Raw genomic sequence first — 20,286 nt, forward strand, 5'->3', positions numbered from 1 at the left:
CATGACCCTCGATCCCTTCAAACTTCTCTTCCCTTCAGGGACTTCACCGCCATCAAACCTATAGTACATACAACCCCCATAATATTGGAAAGGAGGCTTACCCCACGACCGGGTTCCCACGCCTCACTGAAGGGTTACGGTTAATTTCTCCTTGTCCCCGTAAGATCATCTTGATAGAATGGTGAGCAATGTCAGCAAATATAATTAATAAGATAAAGCCGCAACGACTTCATAAAGGAGACGTTATAGGCATTGTTTCTCCCGCAAGGTGGATGGACGAGGAGGAACTTTATAAGACATCTGCTATATTTGAGCAGACGGGCTTTCGTGTAAAGATAAGCCCGCAAAATTTATTAAGGATGAACCAATTTGCAGGAAGTGATAAAGAGAGGTGCATGGCTATAGAAGAGATGTTTGAGGATAGAGATGTTAAGGCAATAGTATGTGCAAGAGGTGGATATGGTGCTTTAAGAATCATAGATACCATCAATTATAATCTTATAGCAAGTAACCCAAAGATATTTATCGGATACAGCGATATTACAGCATTGTTAATCAGCATTTATAAAGAAACAGGATTAGTAACTTTTCATGGACCTATGCTGTATAGTTTTATAAATGAAGTTGACCCATTTACAGTAACATACCTACAACATGCAATCTGCAATCCTGAGCCATACATTGTGGAGTTTCCCAATGAAACCTTGAAGACCGAGGTACTCACAAAGGAGATCGGAGATTCCCCCCCTTTGTTTAAGGGGGGGCTTGGGGGGGTGCTTAGACCCGGCATTGCAGAAGGAGAATTAATCGGGGGTAATCTCAGTATACTTGTAAACCTGATAGGCACTAAGCATGATTTTGACACCGCCGGAAAGATCTTGATCATAGAAGATGTTGATGAATACCTGTACAACATAGACAGGATGCTGATTCACCTGAAAAGGAGCGGCAAGTTGGACAAACCGGCAGGTCTTATTATTGGAGAGATGAAGGATATTAAAGATAATAACATCCCTTTTGGTAAAGATGTTGATGGAATAGTCTTAGACATAGTTGGGGATACTTCATTTCCCATTATCTCAAACTTCCCATGTGGTCATGGGAAGAGTCTGATGACTATGCCGATTTCAATAAGTGCAAGGTTTGTGTGTGATGAGCAGGGTGTTAAGTTGTCATTTCTGGAATCACTTACAGAAGATTAGAGGGGAGGCTCACCCTTTATATAGGAAATCAGGGATTTTATCTGTTCATCATCCAATGGCCCCTTTAGTTCTTTTATCCATGCAGGCATTTCTGTTCCTATGATACCGTTTTTTATTACCTGTTCCATTTTTTCTTTTGGGAGGGTCTTGAGATGATCAAATCCTGCGGCTGTTTTCCCATGACAGAAGGTACAGACTGCGTCATAAAGTTCTTTCCCCTGTTTACCGGCGGCAGGGATATAATGACAGGCACTGCATTTTTCAGAGAAAAGGGATTCATTGACATTAAATGATGAGTGCATTGACGGATCAACCATTGCAGATATAGTTAATTCCTTTGAAGGTTCAACAGGGTCATTTGAGACCACTGTAATAACCCTGTCAACCTTGCCGGCACGTCCCTGTGAGTCATAAGAAACCTTTATCTGCCCTGTTTCTCCGGGCTTTAGAGTATTGGAACTAACAAGTGCAGCAGTACATCCGCATGAGGTTGTTACCTCTTGTATATGCAGGTCAGCAGTTCCCTTGTTTTCAAATGAAAAGGTATATTCTACGATCTTCCCCTGAATGACCTTCCCGAAATCGTGAGATAACTCTGGAAAACTTATGCGGGGTGCATCTTCTGCATAAGAAATAAATGCAATAGCGGTCAGGAATAAAAATACAATTACAGCCTTTTTCACTTCTTATCCCCTTCTAATATTTTACCGACCAGAGAACTCAAGGTTGCAAGGGTATTGTCCTTGATAATAGTGTTGCCGTCTATAATGATTGTGGGTGTGCTCTTTGCCCCATAGCTTTTCGCAAGTTCTTTTCCGCTCTCAACAATCTTCTTTTTCTCACCTGCCTCAAGTCTTTTCTTGAATTTTTCTGCATTAAGACCAATGGATTGTGCAAGAGATGTAAGTACATCAACGTTGGCCCCGTCTTTTCTCTTATAATATATGGCATCAAATATGGCATTCTTCATCTCCTCGCCTTTACCCTCATCTTTTGCCAGCTCGTAAGCCTCAATAGGTATAACAGAGTCCTGATAGATAATAGGATAGCCTGTATAAGTAACCTGTAGTTTCTTCCCGTATTCTCTTTCAAGGAGAGGCATTACAACAGAATCAAACTGATGACAGTGGGGACAGAAGAAATCAAAGAATATTGTTATCTTAACTTTGCCGCGATCATGTGTGTTTTTCTTGTCTTTGAGTACAACATATTTTTCACCCTGCGGTTCAGCCGGACTCTGAAGCTGAGTCTTTGATTCAGTTGCCGCGTAAACCGTTGTGCTGAATAATAATAAAAAAATTAAGATGAAAGTCTTTTTTAACATTTTTTTCCCCTTTGCGTTTTGAAGTGGTCATATCCATAATTCATTGAATTCCTGGTCATGCTAATCTTTTTCTTCCGGCCCTTTTCATCAATAATGCTGATACCGGCCTCTTTCTGAACGACTTCACCGATATAAGTAATTTCAATGCCTTCCCGTTTGAAAATCTTTTCTAACCTCTGTTTATTATTTTGTTTAACAGTAAATAAAAGTTCATAATCCTCACCGCCATATAATGCATAAAAAAGGGGTGATTTTGCAAGCCTTTTTTTTATTTTTTCAGTTACAGTATGAGGCAATTCCGGCAATGGTATAAGATTACTGTAGATACAGGCCCCGACATTGCTCTGCTCACATATATGACTAAGGTCGCTCACTAATCCGTCACTTATGTCTATCATTGAAGTTGCTAATCTGTTTGCCCCGATTATCAGGGCTTCTGTTACCCTTGGGATGGGGTGGAGGTGGGTGTTTATGAGTGGTGCTTCGTCCGGAAATACCCCCCCCATGCCCCCCCTTGAACAAAGGGGGGGATTTTTCTTCAAGGGAAGCAAGGATGATTGTAACAAGGCAAGGCCCATTGCGGAACATCCAATTCTGCCTGTAACATATATAAGGTCACCCGGTGATGCCCCTGCCCTTTTGATAATCCTTTTTTTTGTAACCTCGCCTATGACCGTTGTATCTACTGTTATCCCGCCGTATACACGTGCAATATTGCCGCCTATCAGAGAGACATTGTATCTTTCAGTTATCGCCTTAACCCCGTTTAATAGGTCGTCTAAGTTTTTTACGGATGTTTTTTCGGGAATGGCAAGGGATAACAAAAGGTAGCGGGGGATACCGGCCATAGCTGCAATATCGCTGATTGATACTGCAACTGATTTCCAACCTATGTCATAAAATGAGGCATATTCTCTTTTGAAGTGAATGTCTTCTCTAAGGGTATCAGTTGAAAACAGGAGACACTTCCCACGTGCAGGATTAATTGCTGCTGCGTCATCCCCGATACCCAGAATGATTGAATCATTTACTGCATTGACTTTAGTCTGAAATCTCTTCTCTATCCTGCGGATAAAACCAAATTCACCAAGCTTTTCTATGTGCATTATGAATCAAACATCTACGATTACTTCATCCGAAAATCAACCCCATCCCCACCCTACCCCTCCCCTTGAAGGGGAGGGAATCAACTAAGCACCCTCTCCCTCAGGGAGAGGGTCCGGGTGAGGGTGGGGTTTTTATTGCCCTTTGAGCGCACCCCGCTCATGATTATTTCTTTTTCTTCATAGCAGGTTTCTTTAATTCCTGCTTTACCTTTTTAGCCGGTTCTTTCTTAGCCGGTTTACTTGTTTTAGCCTTAACTTTTTTTAGTGCAAGCGGTAGAACCTCATTCATCTTATCTACCAGATGGAATGTCATAATCTTACGTATGTTCTTTGGAATATCCACCAGGTCTTTCTCATTTCTCTTAGGAAGGATAACCTCTGTTATACCCGCCCTCTTTGCTGCAAGTATCTTTTCCTTTAGTCCGCCTATTGGGAGCACCCTTCCCTGAAGGGTTATCTCTCCGGTCATTGCCACCTTATGGTTAACCGGTACATTGGTAAAAATAGAGGCCAAAGCAGTTGCCATAGTTATTCCCGCGGACGGCCCATCCTTTGGAATAGCACCTGCAGGGACATGGATATGAATATCATTTCTGTTAAACATCTCAACATCAATCCCCATTGATTTGGCATTCGCCCTTATATAACTCAGTGCCGCATGGGCGGATTCCTTCATAACATCCCCAAGTTGACCGGTAAGCATGATATTCCCCTTACCCTTCATTATGGTGGCCTCAATGTAGATAATGTCCCCTCCGGTCTCGGTCCATGCAAGCCCGGTAGAGACCCCCAATTGGTCACTCTCTTGTTCACTCTCCGGAAGGAAGTGTGGAGGGCCAAGATATTTATGCAGATTGGCCGGTGTAATCCTGAAGTTCTTTGCCTTACCTTCTTCCCCTTCTGCAATCTGTTTTGCCGCCTTACGCATTACATTGGCAATCTCACGCTCAAGGTTTCTGACGCCCGCTTCTCTTGTGTACCCTGTGATAATATTTTTCAGTGTGTCATTTGATAGATTTATATTTTCATCTTTTATCCCGTGTTCATCAAGCTGGCGGGGGATTAAATAATTTCGTGCTATGCCGGTCTTTTCCTCTTCTGTATACCCGGACAGATGAATAAGTTCCATCCTGTCCTTCAAAGGCGCTAATATCGGGTCAGTAAGGTTTGCAGTTGTAATAAACATAACATTTGAGAGGTCAAACGGTACTCCCAGATAATGGTCACTGAATGCATTGTTCTGTTCCGGGTCAAGCACTTCAAGCAGTGCCGCAGACGGGTCGCCGCGGAAATCCATTCCAACCTTATCTATCTCATCCATCATAAACACAGGGTTGTTCGTCCCTGCCTGCTTGATACCCTGAATAATCCTGCCGGGTAACGCACCCACATAAGTTCTTCTGTGACCGCGTATCTCAGCCTCATCACGGATACCTCCAAGCGATACCCTTACAAATTCCCTTCCAAGTGCCTTTGCTATTGACTTACCGAGAGAGGTCTTGCCCACCCCAGGAGGTCCAACAAAGCAGAGTATAGGCCCCTTCATCTTCTCTTTGAGTTTCCTTACACTGAGATATTCGAGTATACGTTCTTTAACTTTCTCAAGGTCATAGTGGTCCTGGTTTAATACCTTGGATGCAGCCTTGATATCGAGATTATCTGTTGTAGCCTTGCTCCAGGGGATTTCAACCATCCACTCAAGATATGTCCTGACTGTAGATGCCTCAGCACTGTCAGGGTGCATCTTCTCAAGCCGTTTTAACTGCTTGTCTACCTCCTTCTGCACCTTTTCAGGCATCTTGGCCTCTTCAACACGCTTCTTAAACTCATTGACCTCTTCCATCCTCTCGTCTAGGTCACCAAGTTCTTTCTGAATTGCCTTTAACTGTTCTCTTAAAAAATATTCCCTCTGAGTCTTGTCAATCTCACCCTTTGCCTCTGCCTGAATCTTCTGCTGCATCATCAGGACATCCAGTTCCTTTGTGAGTATCTCTCCGACTTTTTTAAGCCGCTGAACCGGATGTGCAATCTCGAGCACCTCCTGTGCCATATCTACCTTGAGACCGAGGTTGGAGGTAATAATATCAGAGAGGCGGCCCGGGTCTTCAATGTTCTCTATGATTACCATGATGTCCGGCAATAAGACCTTGCCGAGTGTGACCATCTTCTCAAGCTGTTCTTTCACATTCCTCATGAGGGCCTCTATCTCAAGAGAGATGTCAGGAATCTTAGGCTCCTGTATCTTTTCTATTTCAACAGTGTAATAAGGCTCCTTTTGCACATATTTTATAGTCTTTGCCTTTGAAAGTCCCTGCACTAATATCTTGATCCTTCCGTCAGGCAGTTTCAACATGCGGGTAATCAAACCTACAGTCCCGACCCTGTAAATATCCTGCGGCGATGGATTTTCAACCTCCAGTACCTTTTGAGCTACAAGGTATATAAGGCGGTTTGAGGCAAGTGCCGCCTCAATTGCCTTGATTGACATCTCCCGGCCCACAAAAAGGGGCAACAGCATATATGGGAAGATGACAATATCCCTTACAGGCAGAAGGGGTAATTTATTCGGAATTTCAACCTGTCCTATGTCCTGCTCTAATGGCTCGGCCAATTTATAAATCTCCTTTCAAACGAAAATCAACCCCATCCCCACCCTACCCCTCCCCTTGAAGGGGAGGGAATCAACATAGCCCCCTCTCCCTCAGGGAGAGGGTTAGGGTGGGGTTTTCATTCCCCTGGTTTATGAGCATCAGTTTTATAACTTCAATGCCTTCAAATACTCCCTGAACTGCTCTCCAAATTCCTTATTCTTCAACCCGAATTCTACTGTAGCCTGCAGGAAACCGAGTTTATCACCGGCATCATATCTCTTGCCCTGAAATTTATAACCATAAACCGGCCCGGTTTTTAAAAGTCCTTTAAGTCCGTCCGTTAACTGAATCTCCTTACCACTTCCTGGGGCGGTCTGCTCAAGTATTCCAATGATGTTCGGTGTTAGTAAGTATCTGCCGATTATTGCCAGATTTGACGGGGCATCTTCCACACGGGGTTTCTCCACCATATTTGATATTTTATAAACCCCATCTGCAACATGAACGGCGTCAATTATACCATAATTTGATACCTGACTTCTATCTACTTCCTGTACTGCGATTATAGGTGCCTTATATTTATAGTACATATCCAGCATCTGCTTCAATACAGGCACTTCACCATCTATAACATCATCTCCAAGCAGGACAGCGAAAGATTCATTCTTAACAAGATTTTTTGCACACAGCACTGCATGACCAAGTCCATAAGGCTCCTTCTGCCGTACATAGCAAATATCCACCATGTTGGAGATCTGCTGTACCTGTTCAAGTAGTTTCTTCTTCCCCTTTTGCCTGAGTAAATCCTCAAGCTCATAAGAGATATCAAAATGATCTTCGATTGCCCGCTTACCGCGGCCTGTGATGATTATTACTTCCTCGATGCCGGATGATATAGCCTCTTCAACTACATACTGGATGAGCGGTTTGTCAACAAGCGGCAGCATCTCCTTTGGAGATGCCTTCGTTGCCGGAAGAAATCTCGTGCCCAAACCTGCTACGGGAAAAAGCGCTTTCGTAATAGGTCTTACCATTAGAGACTACATGTTACAAAAGAAAAGTTCAGAAGTCAATTGATAAAGTGGAAGATTGAGAAAGTGTAAGAGACCATCAAAAGGTTAAAGAGTTATAAGCGGGTGATATAGTTAGTTAGCACTATCCCGGGAAATTTCAATGTTATTAACCGCCTGTCAGATTTGTTACTTCCTTCAGGTAATCGTCACAGGAGTCAATCCCTTTTTTAATTGAAATTTAGTAGTGGCACCCATTTCTTTTATTTAGCTGTACGTACCTCCCATACGCCGATTTTAAGTTCCTATTGTATTGCATCTCGTAATGCAGACAAATGCTTGTAACCTCTGACCATTGTCAAGCTTGGCTCTATATCCAATAAAGCAGAAGCCACCCACCTCTGCTTCTGATTACTGTTCATCCGAAAATCCCTCCGGCGGGGTAAGAAAACCCCGCCTATCCATTTCTATGGGGATAGGCGGGACATTCCTGTCCCGTTGATTTTCATGGCCCTTTGTGAGCCCACGGCTCATGTGGGTTCACCCGAAAATACCCTCGAACTGCCTGTCATGGTTCGACAAGCTCACCATGACACCAAGGCTGTCATCCTGAGCTTGTCGAAGTATGTCTATGTTTTCATTTCCCTTTGTGAGGATAGAAGAATTATGATAGGCGATATTGAAGGAAAGATATGGACAGCAATATTTACTATGCGAGGTGATATTATTCGTATCAATTCAGTCAGGCGTGCAAGGGAAAAGGAGGTAAGTTTATATGAAAAAGAAAGCTCTGGCTAAGGACAGTACTGAATTCGATCGCCGCTTTGATTCAGGGGAGGATATTCATAACCTTATTGACATATCCCACGCAACTGTTATCCGGCATGGGAAAAAGGTTCGTATTACATTGGACATAGCAGAATCTCTTGTAAATGAAATTGATCATATACGGGAAGAGATCGGCATTGATCGCGCGGCCCTGATAAAGGTCTGGCTTCATGAACGCGTGAAACAGGAAAAGGCGGCTCATGGTAGAATGGTCTGATAAACTCGGGGCTGTTAGAGTAGATTCTCCTTTTCAACGACAAATATGTTGCATATTTTCCTTGCCATGAAGAAAGAATTACTAAGACAGGTTATAAGGGATTCCCATTTATCGCCTTTACCTGCACTAAATAAACGGGAAATGGAACCTCCGGTCGGTACTGGAAAAATAATTTCACTTATTGGAGTAAGGCGAAGCGGTAAGACATCTTTCCTGTTCAATTTAATTGAAAGACTCCAGCAAGGTGTAAAAAAAACTTCTATTATTTATATTAACTTTGAAGATGAACGGCTTGACCTTACTACTGCTGAACTTGACCTTATTATAAAGGCCTACCTTGAACTTTATCCTGATGCTGTTATGAATAACTGTTATTTCCTTTTCGATGAGATACAAAACATCGAAAAATGGGATAAGCTTATCAGGCGGTTGTATGATAGTGTCTCAAGGAATATCTTTATAACCGGTTCCAATACAAAGCGTCTGAGCAAAGAGATTGCCACAAGCCTGAGGGGCAGAACTGTCAGCTATGAGGTCTTTCCCCTGTCCTTCAGGGAATACCTGTTATTTAAAGGTATAACAGCCGACCTGAACAGTTCAAAATCCATAGCACAGATTAACAATAATCTCCTGCTTTATCTTGAGAACTGTGGTTTCCCGGAGACAGTTCTTTATGATGATGCTTTCCGGCAGAAAGTACTGCAGGAGTATTTCAATGTACTTATATACCGCGACCTCCTTGAACGTTATGAAATCCGCAATATTGCGGCACTCAAATTCTTCCTGAAACGAACCCCTGCATCTTCTGCAAAACAGCTTTCAGTTAAAACGAAAAATAAAAGATATGGTTAGGCGAGATACCATTTCTCAGAAGGTGGTCTATCAGTTGGAAGGCCAGTGTGCTCTTACCGGTTTGTCTCAGGCCGAGAAGGACAAGGACTTCTTTGTCCTTGAGGTACCTGACCGCCCTTGGATGTATGTCCCGTTCTATTATTTGCGGAGGAAGTTTAAATCTTCCGGTCTTCCACGAATTCCATGCATCAAAAAGTGTCTCATCCATTTTACTATCTTCCTCGAAATATTCTTAATAAAATTTCGAGTATTGTCTTATTATTTCTGTGTTATGTCAAGTATGAACATGGAGCATGTATTTTCGATCTTGAATCCAAACATTGTTTGTCGTATTATCAGGATGGGGTTCATGTAAGACATGGTTATGAAAATATGGATTGATGCAGATGCGTGCCCAAAGATTATAAAGGAGATAATATTTCGTGCTTCTATACGTCTTGAAATACCTGTCTGTCTGGTGGCAAACCAGAACCTTTCAAAATCCAATTCACACCTCGTAACAAATGTTCAGGTTGCCGGTGGTTTTGATGCTGCGGACGACTATATAGAACAGAATGCATCGCCGAAGGACCTCGTGATTACCGCTGATATCCCTCTGGCTTCAAAGATTGTTGCCAAAGGAGGGATAGCCCTTGACCCGCGGGGTGAGACATACACAGATGATAATGTAGGAGACCGCCTCTCCATGCGCAACCTTATGCAGGAACTCCGATCGGGGGGGATAATCAGGGGTGGACCGGCACAGTTAGGCCTGCGCGAGCGTCAGCGTTTTGCCTCTGCCCTGGACAGCCTTCTTACCCGTATGGTGAAGGGTAGGCAGTAAGCAGAGATAAGAAGGCTAAAGACTAAAGGCTGAAGGTAGAAGTAAGAAAAGGATGGCACAACCCCACCCTCACCCTTATCCCCCCTCCTGCCTCCCCCCGCAAAAGAGGGGGGAGGGATTTGGAAGGAATTTAATTGCAGCTCTCCCTGAGGGAGAGGGAGGCTGATGGTTTATTCCCTCCCCTTCAAGGGGAGGGTTAGGGTGGGGATGGGGTTATTTACGAGTGAATAACAATTAATTATGTTCACAGGGGGTCGGATGACACGTTTAGTTCCAGTGAATACGCCTGAAGATATTTTCCCGGTTTATCGGGGCACGGCCATTGAGCAATTACTACAATATCACAATCTCGTTGCGCCCCTCCCACCAACGACTGGTCATGCCAGGATGCTAATAAGCATGTGCATGGACCACAGGAAGGATCTGGTTGTGCCGGGTGAATTTGCTTATGTCCTGCGGTCTGCCGGCGGCAATCTACGTGACAGCAAATTCGAGGTCTCCTATGCCATCGGGGTTGGCGGTGTCTCCACTGTGGCACTGCTTGCCCATACGGACTGCGGAATGGCCCACGTTACACAAAAGCGCTCTGCCTTTGTAAGCGGATTAGTCAAACGCGGCGGCTGGACTCAAAATGCCGCGGAAGCCCACTTCGACCGATATGCAGAGCGTTATCAAATTGGCGATCCAATAACATTTGTATGTGGTGAAGCACATCGCCTGCAACAGCTCTATCCGCCTCTCCTCATCGTGCCTATGATGTACGACGTTGAAACGGACCGGCTCATGCAAATCATAGAGTCGCCGTCTCCCGACGGTTCTTAGGAAATACAAATGGTAAAACCAATTTCAAATAAATGTCTTGACACTGGTATTTCTTTTGCTATATGTTTAGCTCATAAAAATTATTGATGTGGTCATTTAGAGTCTCGTGTTAAGCATGGGATTAAGCAATCTTGTTCATGACAGCGAGGTGACTTTTATGGTACACAACTTGCTCAGTCAGTCAGTCAGTCAGTCAGTCAGTCAAAAAATCTATCCTAATAGTGTCTTTGCAAGCCCTGCGGCTAAGCTCAGGGGTAAACTCCATTCGCAATCTAACAACGGATTTGGGCATCTCCAAAACATAGTAATATTTCTGTGTTTTTATACTGAATAGGGGACAATTGATATTAATGGGGACACGTCCCGATTGGTCTTACTTTAAACTCATTATATATATGGTTGCAGGTATTAATAACTATTTCTATTATCCGACTGTCAGAGGGCTGACAGTAATTTCTCAATCACTGATAGATTTTTTTCTACGGCCCCTCTGTTTTTTATAATAATTTGATACCCCTTTTCTCCCATCTCTCGCTGTCTTTGCAAATTACTCAGGAGTTCTTTTAATACACCGGGGAGTTCTTCATTTTTTTCCACTCTTATGCCGGCGCCGGTTTTTATTATCACTTCTGTAATCTCTCTGAAATTGAATGTGTGCTGCCCGAATATTACAGGCTTTTTGTAATACATCGCTTCGAGCGGATTCTGTCCGCCGTGCGGGATGAAACTTCCGCCCATGATTACAACAGAGGCAATGCTGTAGAGAGTAGAGAGTTCACCTATTGTATCGCCTACAACAACGGTATTGTGTGTAAAAGCATTTTTGACAGTATCATTAAGCCCTGTCCTTTTTACAGGTTCCAGCCCTTTTGATTGAATCAGCTTCTCAATCTCACCGGCCCTCTCTATGTGTCTTGGAACAATTATGAGTCTGACCTTGCCTGTGCTGTTCAGGCAGTCTTTAAAAGCATCCAGTATTATCTCATCCTCGCCCCTGTGGGTACTGCCTGCAATGATAACACTGTCATCATTCTTTATCCCAAACAACTCCCTCTTTTTCTTCATCTCACTTTCACTTATATCCGCAAACCTTTGATCATATTTCATGTTCCCTGTAACACTAACAGCGTGTTCCGGAGCGCCTATTGCAATAATCCTTCTTGCATCCTCATCACTCTGCATACATAAGAGGTCAACATTGGCCAGCACCTTTTTCATAAATACACTTATATAACTGTATCCTTTATATGTATGAGGAGAAATCCTGCCGTTGATCATAATAGTCTTTGCACCATACTGTTTAACTATCCTCAGGAAATTGGGCCATATCTCTGTTTCCACTGTTACGTATATCTGCGGCCGTATAGTTTTAACAACCTTTTTTACTACCCATGGAAAATCAAACGGGAAGTATATTATGTGATCTGCCTCCGGTATCCTTTTTCGTGCCAGCTCATTACCGGTGGGTGTTACAGTAGAAAATATAATTTTTAATTCAGGATGTCTCTTTTTCAACTCCTTAACAAATGGGGCGATTGCCAGAACTTCTCCGACAGAGACGGCGTGGATGTGGATGCGTTTTTCATCAGAGAATCTTCGTAGCTCACCCCCACCCTGACCCTCCCCCCTCAAGGGGGAGGGAATTTTTGTTGGCAAGGGTGGGGGATAATGTAAGTCCTTTGGAAGTATTCCGAGCTTCTGCATCAATCCTTTCCTGTGTTTCTCTTTTGTAATAATCTTGTATATAAGAAAAGGGGAGGTGATGATTAAGGTAATTATTAGTAGTATGTTATATAGCAAGTACATTATAGCTATTCACTATTCACCATTCACTGCCTGAAATAGTTGTCTGCAATAGTTGTCATTTCATTAAGCCTCTGCTCAAGCAGAAGTCTGTATATCTCATGCTGTTCTTCTTTAAGTTCCCTTGGGATATATAACGGCTCTCCATAGATAACTGCTACACGGGTAAACGGCATGGGGATAATAAACCTGTCCCAGCTTTTCAGAACAATCGCATTTTTCGCACCGTAGGTAACGGGAATAACAGGTACTTCACCAAGCCTTGCAAGATGAAGCACACCGCCCTGTACCTTGAAGACCGGTCCCCTTGAGCCATCAACAGTAATAAACACAGATTTTTTATTCTTTGCTACCTTCACCATCTCACGAAATGCCTTTGTGCCGCCTTCATAAGAAGACCCTCTTATTACATACACCCCGAGCATACTTAAAATCCTTGCTATTATCTCCCCATCAGTGCTAAGGCTGACAATGGTATATAGCCTATATTGCCACCGGTATAGAAATGGAAATAAAAGTAACCGGCCATGCCATAATGCATAAATGGGATTAACGCCTCTGTCTATTAAAGTCTTTTCAATATCTTTATTTACAAGAACTTTTCTGTAGGTAATCCCGAGGATGTAAATCAGAATAAAACCAAGAGGAGGAACAATATATTTTAATATAAATCTTCTTATATGCCCCATCAGATCATCAGTTTGAGGTGTGTCTTTAATTTATTCAATGCCACAGCACGGTGGCTTATCTTGTTTTTTATCTCAGCGCCAAGTTCAGCAAAAGTCTTTCCATATTCCGGGATGATAAATACAGGGTCATAGCCAAACCCTGATGTGCCGCGTTCAACTTCAAAGATAACTCCGCGGCATTCGCCTTCCATAAGGATGTTGTTTGCATCGGAGAAAAAACCCATCCCCACCCTAACCCTCCCCTTGAAGGGGAGGGAATTATGGTTATCTCCCGTCAAGGGAGGGGGGATTTCTCCGAATCTCCCCTCCCCTTGCGGGAGGGGATTAAGGGGAGGGGGGGTTACACCATGCACCGCAACCGCTATCACACACACAAACCTCGCACCTCTTTTTTCCTTTGGAACTCCTTCCATTAATCTTAGGAGTTTTTTGATGTTTTCTGAATCAGTCGCCTTCTCCCCTGCAAACCTTGCAGAATAAATACCAGGCGCCCCGTTCAATGCATCAACCTCAAGGCCGGAGTCATCTGCTATTGCAGTCAACCCTGTATAACCGGCAACAGTTTCAGCTTTCTTCCATGCATTCTCAGAAAATGTTGCCCCATCCTCAACAATATCCGGTATGTCAGGAAAATCAGAGAGTGAATATATTTCAATTGCATCTGCTATCCCGCTCTCTTTAAGGATATATTTTATCTCCTCTATCTTGCCCCTATTCTTAGTGGCGAGTACTATCTTCAAGCTCACACTAAATCACCTATTAGTTTATGCTGTATTGCAATCAGCTCTTCTATTCCATGCTTTGCAAGCGAGATAAGCCCTTCCATCTGCGTCTTGGAAAATGGGGCGCCCTCTGCAGTGCCCTGAACCTCAACGAATTTCCCTTTGCCTGTCATCACAATATTCATATCAACTTCAGCAGTGGAGTCCTCTGAATAGTTCAGGTCAAGGACAGGCTCTCCGTCAATAATACCTACACTCACAGCGGCAAGATAATCCTTTAGTGGAATATCCCCAATCAAACCTTTTTTCTGTGCATACTTAATTGCATCTGCGAGTGCAACAAACGAACCTGTAATTGAGGCTGTGCGTGTACCGCCGTCTGCCTGAATCACATCACAGTCTATCCAGATAGTGCGTTCACCAAGTTTTTCCAGGTCAACTACAGACCTCAACACCCTCCCGATTAGACGTTGTATCTCATGCGTCCGCCCGCCTATCTTCCCCTTTGCCGATTCCCTTGCTATCCTTGAATGAGTAGAGCGGGGAAGCATTGAATATTCAGCAGTAACCCACCCCTTATTCTTGTCTTTAAGATGCGGCGGTACCTTTTCTTCAATCGTAGCCGTACATATTACCTTTGTATCACCAACCTCTATCAGTGCCGATCCTTCAGCAAACTTTATGTAATTCCTGTGAATCTTTACCGGTCTCATTTGATCAATCTTCCTGCCGTCTGTTCTTGCCATTTTTTACCCCCAGTTTATTTTTTCAACTTTTGGAATCTTCATTTCAAGAAACCTGCTCCCCTGTTCTTCAAAGCGGGGGGAGAAGTCTGTTACAAAATATCGGCGAAGAGGATGTTCACCCGAAAATAACTCCGGCGGGGTAAGAAAACCCCGCCTATCCACAAATGGGGATGGCCCCCCATCCGTGAATAATAAATTGAGGATAGGCGGGACATTCTTGTCCCGCTGATTTTCATGCCCCTTTTCATATGAAAATCCCAACTGCCCACCCTCCCCCTGATCCCCTCCCGCCATTTCAATTTGGTTAGGGGGAATAACATTCAATATCTCCTTGACCTCCAATGCTGTCTCCTCTGCTGAGTCTATCAATCTAACACTATCCCCCATTACCTTATGAATAGCATTCTTCAACAGTGGATAGTGCGTGCATCCAAGAACCAGTGTGTCAATCCCCTCTTCCTTTAAGGGAATGAGATACCTTTCAGCAGTCATTACTGCAATAGCATCATCAGTCCATCCCTCTTCAACAAGCGGGACAAACATAGGACATGCCTTGCCGATTGTTTCAATATCAGGGTCAATAGCCTTCATCGCCTTAGTATAGGCACTGCTCCTTATGGTTGTCTCAGTACCTATAATCCCAACCCTGCGGTTTTTTGTTGCCTTAACAGCGGCCCTCGCCCCCGCGTCTATCACCCCGATTATTGGAAGGGAAAACTCTTTCCTCAACGCAGTAAGGCTCACTGCTGAGGCAGTATTACATGCCACGACAAGGAGTTTTATATCATGCTGGAGAAGAAAACGTGTGTTATCCAGAGAATATCTGATAACGGTTTCTTCAGACTTTGTCCCATACGGAAGATGGGCAGTATCACCAAGATATATAGTATCCTCTTCCGGAAGGAGTTTAATAATCTCCTTTAAAACCGTAAGCCCGCCGATGCCTGAGTCAAATACACCAATAGGTCTTTTATCACATTTCATAGAGTTTGATTATGGTAGGCTAAATATAGAGTTGAGTCAAGACAAACCTGTTTTTGTGTCAACCCAAAATAGAAATGTCCTGTCAATGCCTTAAATTTGCAATGTCCGGTCCAATAGGTTATAAAAGATATTGTGAAAATAAATGAGATATTTAAGAGTATTCAGGGGGAGACAACTTTTGCAGGGGTTCCGTCGGTATTCATAAGGACAACAGGTTGTAATCTGCGATGCAGTTGGTGCGATACAAAGTATGCGTATTCAGAGGGTGAGGAATACTTGTTAGATGACCTTGTTAAGGTTATTGAAAAGTTCAACTGCCCGAATGTTGTAATCACAGGTGGAGAACCTTTGGAACAGGAAGAGACTCCACTGCTCGCAGAGCGGCTCATTAAAGACGGTTTTAAAGTCCTTATTGAGACCAATGGCAGCAAGGACATCTCAATTCTTCCTAATGAGACATTTAAGATTGTGGATTTAAAATGCCCGAGCAGTAATATGGCGGACAGGATGTTGTGGGAAAATTTGCAGCATCTTTCCTCCCATGATGAGATCAAGTTTGTTATTACTGATTACAATGATTATGTATGGGCAAAATCTATTCTGACAACCCATCATCTCAACGATATATGTACGGTATTGTTTTCTCCTGCCTTTGGCCTGCTTAATCCTGCACTCATCGCAGAGTGGATAATTAATGATAACCTTCCGGTCAGAATGCAGATTCAGCTTCATAAATATATCTGGGGTCCTGATGCAAGGGGAAAATAAAAACCCTGCTTATGCCTCTGAGGTAGAAGCCGCCTTTGCATACTGCACCAGGCTTGCAACTGAACACTACGAAAACTTTCCTGTCGGTTCATGGATGATCCCTAAGAACAAGAGGAAATATGTACATGCCATATACGCATTTGCACGTACTGCGGATGATATGGCGGATGAACAACCCCACCCTCACCCTGATCCCCCCTCCTGCCTCCCCCCGCAAAAGAGGGGGGAGGGATTTGGAAGGAATTTAATTGCAGCTCTCCCTGAGGGAGAGGGAATTTCCCTCCCCTTCAAGGGGAGGGCCAGGGTGGGGATGGGGTTGTTTTTGGATAATAATGCTGCAAAAACACGCCTGCACCTCCTCGATGAGTGGGAGAAACAACTATACAATTGTATTGACGGAAAACCGGAACACCCCATATTCATAGCATTAAAAGAGACTCTTACAACATTTGCAATCCCTGCAGGATTGCTCAAAGACCTGATTACGGCATTTAGGATGGATACGGTTAATAAGAGATACCGGAAGATGGAGGATGTCCTTACATACTGCCGCTATTCGGCAAATCCTGTTGGAAGGATTGTGCTATATCTCTTTGGATACAAAGACCCAGGGCTTCACAGGCTGTCTGATTTTATATGCACAGCCCTTCAGTTAACCAACTTCTGGCAGGACATTGCGATTGACCTTGAGAAAGACCGTATATACATACCACTGGAGGACATGGAGAAGTTCGGTTATACGGAAGATGAATTAATGTCGCATACTTTTAACGATGGATTCAAAAACCTTCTAGCTTATGAAACAGGATATACAAAAGGGCTGTTTACAAAGGGACTGCCATTGTGCAGTATGGTTGAAGGAGGCTTATCACTTGAGCTTAAGGCAGTCTGGTCAGGCGGTATGAAGATACTGGAAAAGCTGGAGCATAACGGGTATGATATTTTTAATAAAAGGCCGGTTATTACTGCAATGGACAAACTGAAGATAGTTTCGCGCGCATTAACCATGAGACAAAAAAAGAATGAAGAATCCATCTGATAATCCTGCCCATAGCCGCATAATAACCAAGCAGAGTAACTCCAATTTTTACTACTCCTTCTTATTTCTGTCTTCTGAAAAGAGAAAGGCACTGTATTCAATATATGCCCTCTGCCGCTCACTTGATGATGTTGTTGACAAGGCGACAAACAGGGTTGCTGCATCAGCGAACTTACTCAAATGGACCACAGAGATTATCAATACATATAAAGGAAATCCTTCACACCCGATTACTATAGACCTTAAAAAGTATATTGATAAATACTCAATACCGGATAAATATTTTTTTGAACTTATCAGGGGAGTTGAGATGGATTTAACTAAAAACAGATACCATACGTTCGATGAACTTCACAAATACTGCTATAGGGTTGCATCTGTTGTTGGGCTTATATGTACGGATGTGTTCGGTTATAAGAATGCCATTACTCTGGGATATGCCGTAGACCTTGGAGTTGCCATGCAATTAACAAACATAATGAGAGATGTAAAAAGTGATGCTGAAAATGGCAGGATTTACCTGCCGCTTGAGGATCTGAAAAAGTTCGGATACTCAGAAGGGGAACTGTTATCATCATCATACAACCAGAAATTTATTGATATGATGAGATTTGAGTGTGCCCGGGCAAGAGATTATTATAAAAGGGCTGAAGAGACCCTGCCTAAGGAAGACCGTAAGTCAATGATAGCCGCTGAGATTATGCGGGCAATATATAGTAATCTGCTTAAAAAGATTGAAGATACAAATTATAACGTATTCTCTTATCACGCACGCTTATCAAAATCCCGGAAAATTTCTATTGCAGTAAGGACATGGGCTAAGGTCAGGATTGGAATAAAGTAAGCAGAGAATGGAACAAAGTAGTTAGAAGTTAGAAGTACGAACTTGAAATTCCCTCCCCTTCAAGGGGAGGGGTAGGGTGGGGATGGGGTTGATTTTCAGATGAACTGTCATGAAACGGAGGTTTCACAAATGAGGATGAAAATCACCCCCCCCAAGCCCCCCCTTGTTAAGGGGGGGAAAGGTTCTCAATGGCCAACGGCAATCCCCCCCTTTTTTCAAGGGGGGGCATGGGGGGGGGTGATTTTCGGATGAAGAAAAATGTCATCATCATCGGCGGGGGCTTCGCCGGCCTTACTGCTGCAACAGAGCTTATATCCTCCGGTTATAACGTTACCGTCATAGAACAACGCGGCTATTTTGGCGGAAGGGCTTTTTCATTCTTAGACAGGAATACCTTCATTGAACTGGATAACGGCCAGCATCTCCTTATGGGATGCTATGAAAACACATTCAGATTCTTAAAGACATTAGGGACTTTTGATAAATTATACATCCAGAAAAATCTCCATGTTGATTTTATAGAAAGTGCCGGACAAACCTACAGCCTGAGCTGCCTCCCGTTACCTGCGCCTCTTCATGCGGCATCAGGTATCTTACGATTCAAGGCACTTAGCCTTTCCGAGCGGCTCAAAATGCTTTACATCACAAAGGATGTACTATATGATAATCATCCCCTCCCACTAACACTGTCCCAAAAGGGGATGGTAAGCTCTTATCTATCAAATGATTCGGCAAATGATTCGGCAAATGATTCGGGCAAGGGGGAGGGTGTTTCTTCCATCACCGATTGGCTTTCCCGGTATGGACAAGGGAAACGGGCCATGGACACATTCTGGAACATCCTCACCCTCGCAATCATGAATGAAAGCCCCGATAGGTCATCAGCCGCCATCTTTAAGACTGTTCTGAGAAAGGCAATGTTTAAGAGCCGCAAGGGTTCAAGGATTGTTTTTCCTGCTGTGCCGTTGAGCAGGCTATATGCTGATGATGCTGAAGATTATGTCATCCGTCACGGGGGAGTTGTAGAAAAAAGATGTGCTGCATCTGAAATATTGTTTGATGGTCACTCAGTCACCGGTATAAGAACCCGCAACAACAGGATAATTAAAGGGGATTATTATATAAGTGCCGTTCCTTATTATTCACTTCATAGGCTACTGCCTCCATCAATCATAAACAAACACCATTCATACTTTTCATGCCTGAAAGAACTGAAGTCATCTCCCATTATCTCTTTCCATCTCCTATTCGATAAACCGATAATTGATAAGCCCTTTGCAGCATTTATAAACTCCCCGGTTCAGTGGATATTTAATAATAATATGATTTCAACCTATATTCCCCCTCCCTTGACGGGAGGGGGGCAGGGGGAGGGTGAGCATAGACAGTCCAATAACCTTATCTCCCTTGTAATAAGCGGTGCACAAGAGTTTGTAAATATGGACTCAGCAGCGCTCCTTACAATGGCAGTGACAGAACTCAGGAAGTTTCTGCCGGAGGCAAATTCAGCTAAACTAATCTACAGCAGAATTATAAAGGAAAAGTCTGCTACCTTCATCCCTGCACCGGACATTCAAAAATACAGACCTTCTCAGGAATCACCAATCAAAAACCTCTTCATCGCAGGCGACTGGACAGACACAGGACTTCCGGCAACCATAGAAGGTGCAGTCCTCAGCGGATATAGATGTGCTGAATTGATTCGAATGAACTCACATGAGCCTTCGGCTCACAAAGGTACATGAAAATGAGGCCCCCTCACCCGGACCCTCTCCCGCCGGGGGAGAGGGATGCTAAGTTTTTCCCCCTCCCTTGACGGGAGGGGGTTAGGGGGAGGGTGAGCTATGGAGATTTTCGGATGAAAACGTGATAAATACGAATTCATCAATAAATAACCCCATCCCCACCCTAACCCT

General features: G+C 43.5%; 21 protein-coding genes. 10 read left to right on the forward strand and 11 right to left on the reverse strand.

What is annotated here, in order from left to right; all coding sequences use genetic code 11:
- Positions 1-188: 188 nt before the first annotated feature.
- Positions 189-1,202 carry an LD-carboxypeptidase gene (locus tag HZA08_06910; protein MBI5193157.1) on the forward strand — a complete coding sequence of 338 codons (1,014 nt, stop codon included), beginning with the start codon at positions 189-191 and terminating at the stop codon, positions 1,200-1,202.
- On the opposite strand, the gene HZA08_06915 is transcribed toward HZA08_06910, so the two are convergent.
- The 5 genes from HZA08_06915 to galU form a co-directional block, all read right to left on the reverse strand.
- Entirely contained in the window at positions 1,199-1,885 is a 687-nt protein-coding gene (locus tag HZA08_06915) for a DUF1573 domain-containing protein (protein ID MBI5193158.1), read from the reverse strand. The two genes, HZA08_06910 and HZA08_06915, sit on opposite strands and share 4 nt — an antisense overlap.
- Complete coding sequence (locus HZA08_06920; protein MBI5193159.1) at positions 1,882-2,526, reverse strand: thioredoxin domain-containing protein; 645 nt, start codon at positions 2,524-2,526, stop codon at positions 1,882-1,884. Before HZA08_06920 ends, HZA08_06915 begins: the two co-directional genes overlap by 4 nt.
- Positions 2,520-3,632, reverse strand: a complete 1,113-nt coding sequence (gene thiL, locus HZA08_06925; GenBank protein ID MBI5193160.1) for a thiamine-phosphate kinase — start codon at positions 3,630-3,632, stop codon at positions 2,520-2,522. The genes HZA08_06920 and thiL overlap by 7 nt, the downstream gene beginning before the upstream one ends.
- 163 nt (positions 3,633-3,795) lie before the next feature.
- The gene (gene lon / locus HZA08_06930; protein MBI5193161.1) at positions 3,796-6,243 is read right to left on the reverse strand and encodes an endopeptidase La; all 2,448 of its coding nucleotides are present in this window, start codon (positions 6,241-6,243) and stop codon (positions 3,796-3,798) included.
- A 144-nt stretch (positions 6,244-6,387) separates the two neighbouring features.
- Positions 6,388-7,257, reverse strand: coding sequence for a UTP--glucose-1-phosphate uridylyltransferase GalU (gene galU / locus HZA08_06935; protein MBI5193162.1), 870 nt, complete (start codon positions 7,255-7,257; stop codon positions 6,388-6,390).
- A gap of 483 nt (positions 7,258-7,740) precedes the next feature.
- Here galU and HZA08_06940 point away from each other — a divergent pair, with 483 nt between their 5' ends.
- The 3 genes from HZA08_06940 (at position 7,741) to HZA08_06950 (ending at position 9,130) form a co-directional block, all read left to right on the forward strand.
- Positions 7,741-8,031, forward strand: coding sequence for a BrnT family toxin (locus HZA08_06940; GenBank protein ID MBI5193163.1), 291 nt, complete (start codon positions 7,741-7,743; stop codon positions 8,029-8,031).
- Complete coding sequence (locus HZA08_06945) at positions 8,009-8,278, forward strand: CopG family transcriptional regulator (protein ID MBI5193164.1); 270 nt, start codon at positions 8,009-8,011, stop codon at positions 8,276-8,278. The genes HZA08_06940 and HZA08_06945 overlap by 23 nt, the downstream gene beginning before the upstream one ends.
- 66 nt (positions 8,279-8,344) lie before the next feature.
- The gene (locus tag HZA08_06950) at positions 8,345-9,130 is read left to right on the forward strand and encodes an AAA family ATPase (GenBank protein ID MBI5193165.1); all 786 of its coding nucleotides are present in this window, start codon (positions 8,345-8,347) and stop codon (positions 9,128-9,130) included.
- On the opposite strand, the gene HZA08_06955 is transcribed toward HZA08_06950, so the two are convergent.
- Positions 9,102-9,338: an AAA family ATPase gene (locus tag HZA08_06955; protein MBI5193166.1), complete on the reverse strand. Its 237-nt coding sequence runs from the start codon at positions 9,336-9,338 to the stop codon at positions 9,102-9,104. The genes HZA08_06950 and HZA08_06955 overlap by 29 nt on opposite strands.
- Before the next feature lie 156 nt (positions 9,339-9,494).
- Between HZA08_06955 and HZA08_06960 the strand changes: the two genes are divergently transcribed.
- Together HZA08_06960 and HZA08_06965 are read left to right on the forward strand one after the other, a co-directional pair.
- Positions 9,495-9,953 carry a YaiI/YqxD family protein gene (locus HZA08_06960; GenBank protein ID MBI5193167.1) on the forward strand — a complete coding sequence of 153 codons (459 nt, stop codon included), beginning with the start codon at positions 9,495-9,497 and terminating at the stop codon, positions 9,951-9,953.
- 258 nt (positions 9,954-10,211) lie between these two features.
- Complete coding sequence (locus HZA08_06965) at positions 10,212-10,775, forward strand: carbonic anhydrase (protein MBI5193168.1); 564 nt, start codon at positions 10,212-10,214, stop codon at positions 10,773-10,775.
- A 435-nt stretch (positions 10,776-11,210) separates the two neighbouring features.
- Here HZA08_06965 and HZA08_06970 read toward each other — a convergent pair whose 3' ends face one another.
- The 5 genes from HZA08_06970 to HZA08_06990 are packed head-to-tail and all read right to left on the reverse strand — an operon-like array spanning position 11,211 to position 15,719.
- A complete protein-coding gene (locus HZA08_06970; GenBank protein ID MBI5193169.1) occupies positions 11,211-12,581 on the reverse strand; it encodes a 3-deoxy-D-manno-octulosonic acid transferase in 1,371 nt (456 codons plus the stop codon).
- A 23-nt stretch (positions 12,582-12,604) separates the two neighbouring features.
- Positions 12,605-13,267, reverse strand: a complete 663-nt coding sequence (locus tag HZA08_06975; GenBank protein ID MBI5193170.1) for a lysophospholipid acyltransferase family protein — start codon at positions 13,265-13,267, stop codon at positions 12,605-12,607.
- On the reverse strand, positions 13,267-14,013 hold the full coding sequence (locus HZA08_06980) for a non-canonical purine NTP pyrophosphatase (GenBank protein ID MBI5193171.1): 747 nt from the start codon (positions 14,011-14,013) through the stop codon (positions 13,267-13,269). The genes HZA08_06975 and HZA08_06980 overlap by 1 nt, the downstream gene beginning before the upstream one ends.
- The gene (gene rph / locus HZA08_06985) at positions 14,010-14,735 is read right to left on the reverse strand and encodes a ribonuclease PH (protein ID MBI5193172.1); all 726 of its coding nucleotides are present in this window, start codon (positions 14,733-14,735) and stop codon (positions 14,010-14,012) included. The genes HZA08_06980 and rph overlap by 4 nt, the downstream gene beginning before the upstream one ends.
- A 3-nt stretch (positions 14,736-14,738) precedes the next feature.
- Positions 14,739-15,719 (reverse strand): glutamate racemase, encoded by a 981-nt coding sequence (locus tag HZA08_06990; GenBank protein MBI5193173.1) that lies wholly within the window; start codon positions 15,717-15,719, stop codon positions 14,739-14,741.
- A gap of 129 nt (positions 15,720-15,848) precedes the next feature.
- On the opposite strand from HZA08_06990, the gene HZA08_06995 reads away from it, so the two are divergent.
- The 4 genes from HZA08_06995 to HZA08_07010 all read left to right on the forward strand — a co-directional run bounded on the left by HZA08_06995 (position 15,849) and on the right by HZA08_07010 (position 20,115).
- Entirely contained in the window at positions 15,849-16,487 is a 639-nt protein-coding gene (locus HZA08_06995; protein MBI5193174.1) for a radical SAM protein, read from the forward strand.
- Positions 16,471-17,526, forward strand: coding sequence for a squalene synthase HpnC (gene hpnC / locus HZA08_07000; GenBank protein MBI5193175.1), 1,056 nt, complete (start codon positions 16,471-16,473; stop codon positions 17,524-17,526). Before HZA08_06995 ends, hpnC begins: the two co-directional genes overlap by 17 nt.
- Entirely contained in the window at positions 17,510-18,370 is an 861-nt protein-coding gene (hpnD, locus tag HZA08_07005; GenBank protein MBI5193176.1) for a presqualene diphosphate synthase HpnD, read from the forward strand. Before hpnC ends, hpnD begins: the two co-directional genes overlap by 17 nt.
- 248 nt (positions 18,371-18,618) lie before the next feature.
- Positions 18,619-20,115, forward strand: coding sequence for an FAD-dependent oxidoreductase (locus HZA08_07010; GenBank protein ID MBI5193177.1), 1,497 nt, complete (start codon positions 18,619-18,621; stop codon positions 20,113-20,115).
- Positions 20,116-20,286: the final 171 nt, after the last annotated feature.

The organism is Nitrospirota bacterium (assembly GCA_016212215.1).
In the GTDB taxonomy this organism is placed as follows: Bacteria; Nitrospirota; 9FT-COMBO-42-15; order HDB-SIOI813; family HDB-SIOI813; genus JACRGV01.